Origin of the sequence: Acidithiobacillus sp. (genome assembly GCF_023255755.1) — a bacterium.
Classification (GTDB): domain Bacteria; phylum Pseudomonadota; class Gammaproteobacteria; order Acidithiobacillales; family Acidithiobacillaceae; genus Acidithiobacillus.
The window spans coordinates 1-7,201 of the sequence record NZ_JAGDVS010000078.1; the positions used below are offsets into that span (position 1 = coordinate 1).

General features: G+C 56.9%; 12 protein-coding genes. 8 read left to right on the top strand and 4 right to left on the bottom strand.

The annotated features are described in order from the left end of the window. Nucleotides 1-67: 67 nt before the first annotated feature. The 5 genes from Q0C48_RS05185 to Q0C48_RS05200 all read left to right on the top strand — a co-directional run bounded on the left by Q0C48_RS05185 (nucleotide 68) and on the right by Q0C48_RS05200 (nucleotide 2,052). On the top strand, nucleotides 68-706 hold the full coding sequence (locus Q0C48_RS05185; RefSeq protein WP_291522163.1) for an HNH endonuclease: 639 nt from the start codon (nucleotides 68-70) through the stop codon (nucleotides 704-706). A gap of 168 nt (nucleotides 707-874) precedes the next feature. Continuing rightward, nucleotides 875-1,099 carry an addiction module protein gene (locus tag Q0C48_RS05190; protein ID WP_198660629.1) on the top strand — a complete coding sequence of 75 codons (225 nt, stop codon included), beginning with the start codon at nucleotides 875-877 and terminating at the stop codon, nucleotides 1,097-1,099. After that, nucleotides 1,096-1,389, top strand: a complete 294-nt coding sequence (locus tag Q0C48_RS05195; RefSeq protein ID WP_291522167.1) for a type II toxin-antitoxin system RelE/ParE family toxin — start codon at nucleotides 1,096-1,098, stop codon at nucleotides 1,387-1,389. Before Q0C48_RS05190 ends, Q0C48_RS05195 begins: the two co-directional genes overlap by 4 nt. 163 nt (nucleotides 1,390-1,552) lie before the next feature. Next, nucleotides 1,553-1,753, top strand: a complete 201-nt coding sequence (locus tag Q0C48_RS14670; protein WP_366937007.1) for an addiction module protein — start codon at nucleotides 1,553-1,555, stop codon at nucleotides 1,751-1,753. After that, nucleotides 1,753-2,052 carry a hypothetical protein gene (locus Q0C48_RS05200; protein WP_291522169.1) on the top strand — a complete coding sequence of 100 codons (300 nt, stop codon included), beginning with the start codon at nucleotides 1,753-1,755 and terminating at the stop codon, nucleotides 2,050-2,052. The genes Q0C48_RS14670 and Q0C48_RS05200 overlap by 1 nt, the downstream gene beginning before the upstream one ends. Before the next feature lie 232 nt (nucleotides 2,053-2,284). On the opposite strand, the gene Q0C48_RS05205 is transcribed toward Q0C48_RS05200, so the two are convergent. The 4 genes from Q0C48_RS05205 to Q0C48_RS05220 all read right to left on the bottom strand — a co-directional run bounded on the left by Q0C48_RS05205 (nucleotide 2,285) and on the right by Q0C48_RS05220 (nucleotide 3,819). After that, a complete protein-coding gene (locus Q0C48_RS05205) occupies nucleotides 2,285-2,680 on the bottom strand; it encodes a type II toxin-antitoxin system VapC family toxin (protein ID WP_291522171.1) in 396 nt (131 codons plus the stop codon). Then, on the bottom strand, nucleotides 2,677-2,949 hold the full coding sequence (locus Q0C48_RS05210) for an Arc family DNA-binding protein (RefSeq protein WP_366937009.1): 273 nt from the start codon (nucleotides 2,947-2,949) through the stop codon (nucleotides 2,677-2,679). Before Q0C48_RS05210 ends, Q0C48_RS05205 begins: the two co-directional genes overlap by 4 nt. 367 nt (nucleotides 2,950-3,316) lie before the next feature. Continuing rightward, nucleotides 3,317-3,571 (bottom strand): Txe/YoeB family addiction module toxin, encoded by a 255-nt coding sequence (locus Q0C48_RS05215; RefSeq protein ID WP_291509567.1) that lies wholly within the window; start codon nucleotides 3,569-3,571, stop codon nucleotides 3,317-3,319. Beyond that, complete coding sequence (locus tag Q0C48_RS05220; protein ID WP_035191769.1) at nucleotides 3,568-3,819, bottom strand: type II toxin-antitoxin system Phd/YefM family antitoxin; 252 nt, start codon at nucleotides 3,817-3,819, stop codon at nucleotides 3,568-3,570. Before Q0C48_RS05220 ends, Q0C48_RS05215 begins: the two co-directional genes overlap by 4 nt. A 348-nt stretch (nucleotides 3,820-4,167) precedes the next feature. On the opposite strand from Q0C48_RS05220, the gene Q0C48_RS05225 reads away from it, so the two are divergent. The 3 genes from Q0C48_RS05225 to tsaD form a co-directional block, all read left to right on the top strand. Next, the gene (locus tag Q0C48_RS05225) at nucleotides 4,168-5,679 is read left to right on the top strand and encodes a PQQ-binding-like beta-propeller repeat protein (RefSeq protein WP_291522175.1); all 1,512 of its coding nucleotides are present in this window, start codon (nucleotides 4,168-4,170) and stop codon (nucleotides 5,677-5,679) included. Between the two features lie 155 nt (nucleotides 5,680-5,834). Further along, nucleotides 5,835-6,674 (top strand): ferritin-like domain-containing protein, encoded by an 840-nt coding sequence (locus Q0C48_RS05230; protein WP_291522177.1) that lies wholly within the window; start codon nucleotides 5,835-5,837, stop codon nucleotides 6,672-6,674. Continuing rightward, nucleotides 6,667-7,201, top strand: a 535-nt coding sequence (gene tsaD, locus Q0C48_RS05235; RefSeq protein ID WP_291522179.1) for a tRNA (adenosine(37)-N6)-threonylcarbamoyltransferase complex transferase subunit TsaD, incomplete at its 3' end; no start/stop codon positions are given. The genes Q0C48_RS05230 and tsaD, both read left to right, overlap by 8 nt.

Genomic DNA, 7,201 nt, shown 5'->3' on the forward strand with positions numbered 1-7,201 from the left:
TTCGTGCCCTCCGGCCTCACGCGGGTGCCGCACAACTCGCGCCCCGTTAGGTCCGCAGGAAGCCACCATGAAATTCACAGCATCCGAATTCCTCGCCTTTGCCAGAGTCGTTCAGTCTGAGGAATGGCGCACGCTGTCGCAAAAGAAGGCGTATCGATTCACGGTCGAGGATCGGGGGCTCAGGGTCGTTCCTTCAACTGGTGACGAACGCTTGGTTTCAAACTGGGAGATTGCGCGCTTCTGTGAGACATACAGCCAATCAAACTCCGTCAAGACCAAGGACTACTCCAACCTCTTCAACAAATCGTACCTTCTGCCCGTCGCTGATTCCTTCGATCCGAAGCGGGTTGAGTTTTCGCTGGCGGATGAGGTTGTGGACACTTCCGATCTGCACGAGGGGGCAGTGCGGTTGGTCTCCGTAAACGCCTACGAACGAAATGCTGAGGCGAGGCGACGGTGTGTGGAAGCTCACGGATCAAGTTGCGTCGTCTGTGGGTTTTCCTTCGCGCAGGTTTACGGCGATGTTGCAGCGGGCTTCATTCACGTCCATCATTTGTCGCCCATTGCGCTCAAGGGTGGCAATTACAATGTCGACCCTGTGGCAGATTTGCGTCCTGTGTGTCCCAACTGCCATGCAGTCATTCATCTGCGGGGCGGGTGCATGTCGATCGAAGAACTGAGGGGCCATCTCCGTGCGCGTACCTAACCTGGCGGTCAAGCAGACAAACATCGGCGAGGCACGCCCGCTTGCTTCGTTGGCGCCGAGCGCGCCGCTGTTTGCCACTTACCTTTTACGTTGGGCATCTCGTTTCCTCTTCACTCGGCACCAAACTCACGGTATAACTTGAATATTATCTTTACGGAGACATTAGCCATGGGAAATCAACTCGAATTGCTCGAAGCCGAAGCCCTGAAACTAACTGCAGGGGAGCGCGCAGCTTTCGCTCAGCTATTGCTCGCTAGTCTCGACGAAGATTCCGAGATTGAGGAAGCGTGGGCCGCCGAAACCGAGCGCAGAATCTCTGACATCGAAAGTGGGGTGTTGCAAGTCATTCCGATTGCTGACGCTCTGGCACAGGTCCGTGCAGCGCTGAAGTGAGGCTCGTCGTTACTCCACCGGCGCTCGCCGAACTGCACGACGCAGCAGCATTCTATACGCTGAAGGCGGGTGTCGAGCTTGGTCTCGCGCTTGTGGCTGAGTTTGAACGCACGGCCAATCTCGTTCTGGACAACCCTCTGCTCGGTGCTGTGTTCCGAAGCAAGCGCCGGCGATATATCCTCCGTCGATTCCCATATAGCATCATCTATCAGGTCACCGCAGAGGAGCTTCGAATTCTCGCCGTGGCGCATCACAGGCGTCGTCCCGGCTACTGGGCGCAACGGAAGTAGTACGCAGTGTCACTTCGATCAGCGATGCCCAAAACCCATCGTTCAAGCGGGACGCGCCAAAAGCGGCGTACCCCTTAAACACGTTGGGCCTGCCACCTTTACCTTAACGTTGGCCTTGATTTATATTAGGTCCATGCCTACTCCCACTGCCACTATTGAATACATGAAGTTGTCCGTTTCCGAGCGCATCCAGCTCGTTGAGGACATATGGGATAGCATTGCTGCAGAGGCACCTGATACTGTTGAATTGTCACAAGCTCAAAAAGATGAGTTGCATCGTCGCGTTGCTGCGCATCGTGCTGACCCTTCCACCGCCATCCCATGGGAACAGGCTCGATCCAAATTATTTCCGAATAAACCGTGATGTTAGTCGTGCTCCGTCCAGAGGCAGAGCATGAGCTTCTGGAAGCGCAGATTTGGTATGAGTCAAAAGCGCTGGGGCTTGGTTTTGAGTTCGCCCGTGCCGCTGACGCGGCAGTTGCGTCAGCGCTTCGCAATCCCTTTGGGCATTTGCGCATCGAAGAAGAAGAGTTCCGGCGTGTGTTATTCCGCAAATTTCCCTACACGCTAATTTATCTACCAAGTCCAGATGAGTTGTTGGTAGTCTCATTCTTTCATCAGCACCGTGAGCCTGGTATTTGGATAGAGCGGTTTAATAGCTGATACCCATGGAGCATCACGTTTGCGAACACATTCAGCCCAACCCTTCGTTCGAACGGGGCAGCCCAGAAGCGGGCTGCCTCTCAACTTTACGGTGCGCGGGGCATGGCGCGTTACTTCATAGGTGCCGAGCCTTGCGGCCCGGTAAGCATTCAATTCATCGAACCGCCGGATACGTGATCCGTACGTCCGGTGGTGTGGGAGGGGGAGGTCGTGAGGCTTTCTCCTATCCCGATTAGCTCGCAGAAAGCGCGACCGCGATGCCTGGAAATGCCCGTAACAACTTACCGTCCATCGTTACAAGCTTCGTGCCCAATTTCATCGCTAGTGCGACAAACTCGCAGTCATATGCTGAACATTCGCTATCCCGCACCAGTTCCAAGACACTGAGCGAGTCCACTTCGTATTCGGCTCCAGCGAGCAAATCTTCTGCCTCACACTGGAGGCTATGCGCTTGCTGGAACCTCAGGCTTCCGCGTCTAAGGTACCCAGCCAGGATGTTTCGAAATTCACTTCGCCAAAGAACCGGCGCAGCCCAATTTGGGTCGTGTTCGAGCAGGGCTTCTGCGGCCGAGGTGTACTCGCCAGGCAGATACAAATACGCCAGCACATTCGAGTCCACGACAATCATGGACGTCCCTGCCTCTTCAGGGTGTCAATGTCGCGCGCTAGAAACTTCGTTGTGCTCAACCCCGCCCTTAGCTGGCGCGCACGCGCAAGCCGTTCGCTGGGAGCTATCTTGGTCGGCGTAAGCACGGTCTCAAGGCACACAATCGCCTCACTGTTGAGGCTGCGACGGTGCGCTTCCGCTGCAACCTTCAGGCGTTCATACACCTCATCCGGAATGTTCTTCAACGTCAGCGTTGTAGGCATAGCTTTCTCCAACCATAATGGCACCATAACGGTGCCAGTATATGGTCTGCCGCGCAGCTTGCCAATCTGCGGGCTAACCCGGCGTTGCAGGGGACGCTGCGCGATAAAACTGCGCCGCACCCCTGAACTTGAACGTGTGCGCCGGGCATAGCGCGTTACTTCATAGGTGCGGGTCCTATGGCCAGGTTTACGCAGAGCCGAAGGCAAGGAGAAGGGCAAGGGCGTCGTCGCGAGGCGGGGTCTGAAGGAAGTCCAATCCGAAATTGCGGCATTCGCGCTCAACTTACGTGCGGGGGAGCGGGTGATGGCGAGCGTGACACGCCTGGTAAATGACTTGCTGAGGCTCACAGTGAATCCGCTGAAAAGCGCGGTGGATCCATCCCGACTGGGCGTCTCAGTAGTGGAAACGCAACTGAGCAATCATCAATGCATCACCTTCTATTCGATACACCATGCGATGCTCATCTGTAATACGGCGTGACCAAAATCCTGAAAGAGCATGCTTCAGTGCTTCGGGTTTGCCAACTCCCGCGAAGGGTTCACGCTGTGTCTCACGTATCAGCTTATTGATTCGCTCGACCATGCGCTGGTCTTGCTTCTGCCAATATAGGTAGTCTTCCCATGCATCGTCAGAGAAGATCAGCCTCACTTCGCCAGCTTCCGCTCAACGCCTTTACCGGCGTTCAGTTGTGCGACGGCAGCGAGAAGGCGCTTGGCGTTGGCGGGGGTACGCAAGAGGTAGGCGGTTTCCTCCAGCGCCTTGTAGTCTTCGAGCGAGAGCATCACGACGGACTGTTCTCCATTGCGGGTAATGATCAAGGGTTCGTGGTCGTCGCAAACGCGGTCCATGGCGCTGGCGAGGTTTGCACGAACGGTGGTATAGGTAATCGCATCCATAACAAGCCTCCAAATATGTACGTGTTAATGTACATATTTTACGACGACCTGTCTAGCGCGACGGTGCAGACGCCCAACCCCGCGTTCGAGAACGGACGCGCCGATCCAAAAATAATGCGCCCTACGAATCCATATAACGCATTATATAGAGTGATTTTCATCATTATATGTAACAAATTGTAACACTGTTTCACCATGTTACAATTTTTAGCCTTGACGCGATCAATTGATCTGCCTAGTGTGCGATTACTGCATGATTAATAACAATTTGTTAATTGGTTATATGGTTTATTTCTGATTGATAAATTTTTAACTGCGCGCAGTGCTTCCCTTTCTTGAGGAGATAAAATGAAAATCCGCAAAGCTGTCGTTTTATCCGCAATATGTACGTTAATATCCGGCACGGCCTGGGCGCAAACCGCTACGGTCCCGCTGGACCCGGTCAACAACGCGTTAGATCCGCAGAGCCCCTTTGCTGTCCTATACCTGCCGCAAAATGCCCCTGCACCCGTCGATCAGGTCGGCCCCACAGCGTGGACCCATGCCTATGGTAACCCGCAACATAATGCCGCCTTTCCGGTTGCCGCCAGCGCGCCGGCCTGGATTCGTGAGGGCGTACGCTGGAATTTCCCGGAGGCTAGGGCCTGGCCGTTGAGCGACCCTCATCCTTATGGGGAAAAGGTCTATGGCATCAAAGAGGCCCTGCCGGTGCAGACCCAGTTTTATGGCAATGCGCTCGGGGTCTCTGTCGTCAAGGGCGTGGTGTATGCCGAGAGCGATGACATGTTCGCCTATGCCGTCAATGCGCGGACGGGCAAGCTGATCTGGAGGACCAGCCCGGTCGCCAATACGCTGATGGGCAATCCGCTGGTGGTCGGTACGCATGTTTACCTGTCTGCCGGAAGCGTATCCTTTAACTTCGCCAACGTGATGAAATATGCCAAGCACCCAGCCCAAGCGGGGCGCGGCAAGGACATCAGCTACAACGGGATATTCTGTCTGGACCGCACCAACGGTAAACTGCTCTGGAGTTTTAAAACCGCTGGTGACGCCATGCCGACCCCAGCCTACGCCGATCATTCCCTCTTCATCAGCACCGGAGATGGCAACATTTATCGCATCCGTTCAGCGGATGGCCGGAAAGTGTGGCGTACTCATGTCGGCGGTATCGCCAACATGTCCAGCCCCATCGTGTGGGATGGAAAAGTTTACGTCTCCATGTCCGTCATTCCTGGTCTGTATGCCCTGAATGTGCAGACGGGCAAGGTATTATGGAAGGGCGAAATTCCCGGTGCCGTGAATACGGGTATGGGGGATGTGCCGCCTGCTGTGGCGGATGGCATCGTGGTCATGGATTCCGTGGCAAATCCGCAGATGATCCAGGGTAAACCCACTATGACCACCCTGGTGCGGGCTTTCGATGCGCGTAATGGCAAGGTGCTGTGGACCGATAACATGGGACGCGGACCAAGAGTGCCGGCATTCAAGGGGGGCGTGCCTATGATTCATGACCATACGGTCTATGTGGGTTCACCGGTCACGTCCGCTTATGAAGCCATTGACTTGCATACCGGTAAAGTGGCGTGGACCTGGCATGTGCCCAATCCTGGCCCGGCTGGTGCTGGTCGCGGCGCGCCGACCTACTATGATCATACCTTATATATTTCCACAGGACCGGATATTTATGCCATCGATCCGAAGAACGGGAAGATGATCCATCAATACAAGGTCGGTGGGCGTTTTGGCATCGTCAACCCGACCATAGTCGGTGGCACCATATATCTGGGCAACTCCTGGGATTGGATCAACGCAGTCCCCGCTCATGATGTAAATCCGCAATTTAACACCCATCCGTCGTAACTCAGGGAATGTTGGTAACGACCTGAACGCACCCCTCGATTTCCTGCCCTTGCGCAGGAAATCACCCATACCCTGCTATACTTCATCCTCTTTCGCGGTCGCAGATTGGCTCAGCCTGGCTGGCGAAGGTCGTGACGGAGTGATGAGGGACTGATATGCAGTCAGATACACAGGCTTGGGCCGCTGTCGGCGCGGCCCTTTATGCTGCTGATCCACAACAAAAAGTAGAGCAAGTGCGTGCCTTGCGCTGGCCGCTGGCGCCCATGCCGGAAGTCTCGGCCCCACCGCTCTCCGCTACACCGGGGCGACCGACCCATCCCCTGCTGGTGGGTCCCAAAGACTTGCCCAAACGCCGCGCCCTGCATATGCGGGCAGGCCGCTTCGCTTTGTTGCACGCGCTGGCACACATCGAATTCAACGCCATCAACCTGGCTCTCGATGCTATCTACCGGTTCGCCGGTCTACCCGATGATTTCTATCGCGACTGGTTGCAGGTGGCGCAGGAGGAGGCGGAGCATTTCGTCCTGTTGCGCGAGCAATTGCGACGTCTCGGTGGCGATTATGGCGATCTGCCCGCCCACGACGGTCTGTGGGAGATGGCCCTGGACACGGCGGCAGACCCGCTGGTGCGCATGGCGTTGGTGCCGCGCGTGCTGGAGGCGCGGGGGCTGGATGTCACCCCGGCCATGCGCGAACGACTGCTGGCCGCTGGGGATGCAGAAGCGGCCGCCGTGCTGGAGCGTATTGAACGCGATGAGCGCGGGCATGTAGCGGTGGGCAGCCGCTGGTTTCGCTATCTTTGTGCGCAACGTGGCCTGGAGCCGGATAGCACCTTTAAGACGCTTTTGCAGCAGCGTTACCGAGGACGGATTCAGGGGCCGCTGGCACTGACGGCGCGGCGCGCGGCGGGCTTTTCGGAGCCGGAATTGGATTGGTTGCAGAGCCGTATCGGACAACCCGCCGCCACAAAGCCGGAGGCGGTGCGCCATGATTGAGCGGATACTGGGTATTGAAAGCTCCTGCGATGAAACGGGGCTCGCCTTGTATGACCGCCAGCGTGGCCTGCTCGGCGAAGTGCTGTTCAGCCAGATTGACCTGCACGCGCCCTACGGCGGTGTCGTGCCGGAACTGGCATCGCGGGACCATGTGCGCCGCCTGCCCTTGCTGCTCGACGAGCTGCTGGCGCAGACCGGCGGGCAGCGTCCTGACGCCATCGCCGTCACCGCCGGGCCGGGACTCATCGGTGCCCTGCTGGTGGGAGTAAATTTCGCCCGCGGTCTCGCCATGGGCTGGGATATTCCCGTGATCCCCGTGCATCATCTGGAAGGTCATCTGCTCGCCCCGCTGCTCAACGGAGTGGACCCCTTCCCGGCAGTCGCCCTGCTGGTTTCCGGTGGGCATACAATGTTGGTGGAAGTCCGGGGCATCGGCGACTATATTTTGTTAGGGGAGACGCTGGACGATGCGGCCGGTGAAGCCTTCGACAAGGCGGCGAAGATGATGGGACTGGGCTATCCCGGCG

Excerpts from the sequence above, each read along its gene's own strand:
- Q0C48_RS05185 (WP_291522163.1), top strand. The coding sequence starts at position 68 with ATGAAATTCACAGCATCCGAATTCCTCGCCTTTGCCAGAGTCGTTCAG.
- Q0C48_RS05190 (WP_198660629.1), top strand. The coding sequence starts at position 875 with ATGGGAAATCAACTCGAATTGCTCGAAGCCGAAGCCCTGAAACTAACT.
- Q0C48_RS14670 (WP_366937007.1), top strand. The coding sequence starts at position 1,553 with ATGAAGTTGTCCGTTTCCGAGCGCATCCAGCTCGTTGAGGACATATGG.
- Q0C48_RS05200 (WP_291522169.1), top strand. The coding sequence starts at position 1,753 with ATGTTAGTCGTGCTCCGTCCAGAGGCAGAGCATGAGCTTCTGGAAGCG.
- Q0C48_RS05205 (WP_291522171.1), bottom strand. The coding sequence starts at position 2,680 with ATGATTGTCGTGGACTCGAATGTGCTGGCGTATTTGTATCTGCCTGGC.
- Q0C48_RS05210 (WP_366937009.1), bottom strand. The coding sequence starts at position 2,949 with ATGGTGCCATTATGGTTGGAGAAAGCTATGCCTACAACGCTGACGTTG.
- Q0C48_RS05220 (WP_035191769.1), bottom strand. The coding sequence starts at position 3,819 with ATGGATGCGATTACCTATACCACCGTTCGTGCAAACCTCGCCAGCGCC.
- Q0C48_RS05225 (WP_291522175.1), top strand. The coding sequence starts at position 4,168 with ATGAAAATCCGCAAAGCTGTCGTTTTATCCGCAATATGTACGTTAATA.
- Q0C48_RS05230 (WP_291522177.1), top strand. The coding sequence starts at position 5,835 with ATGCAGTCAGATACACAGGCTTGGGCCGCTGTCGGCGCGGCCCTTTAT.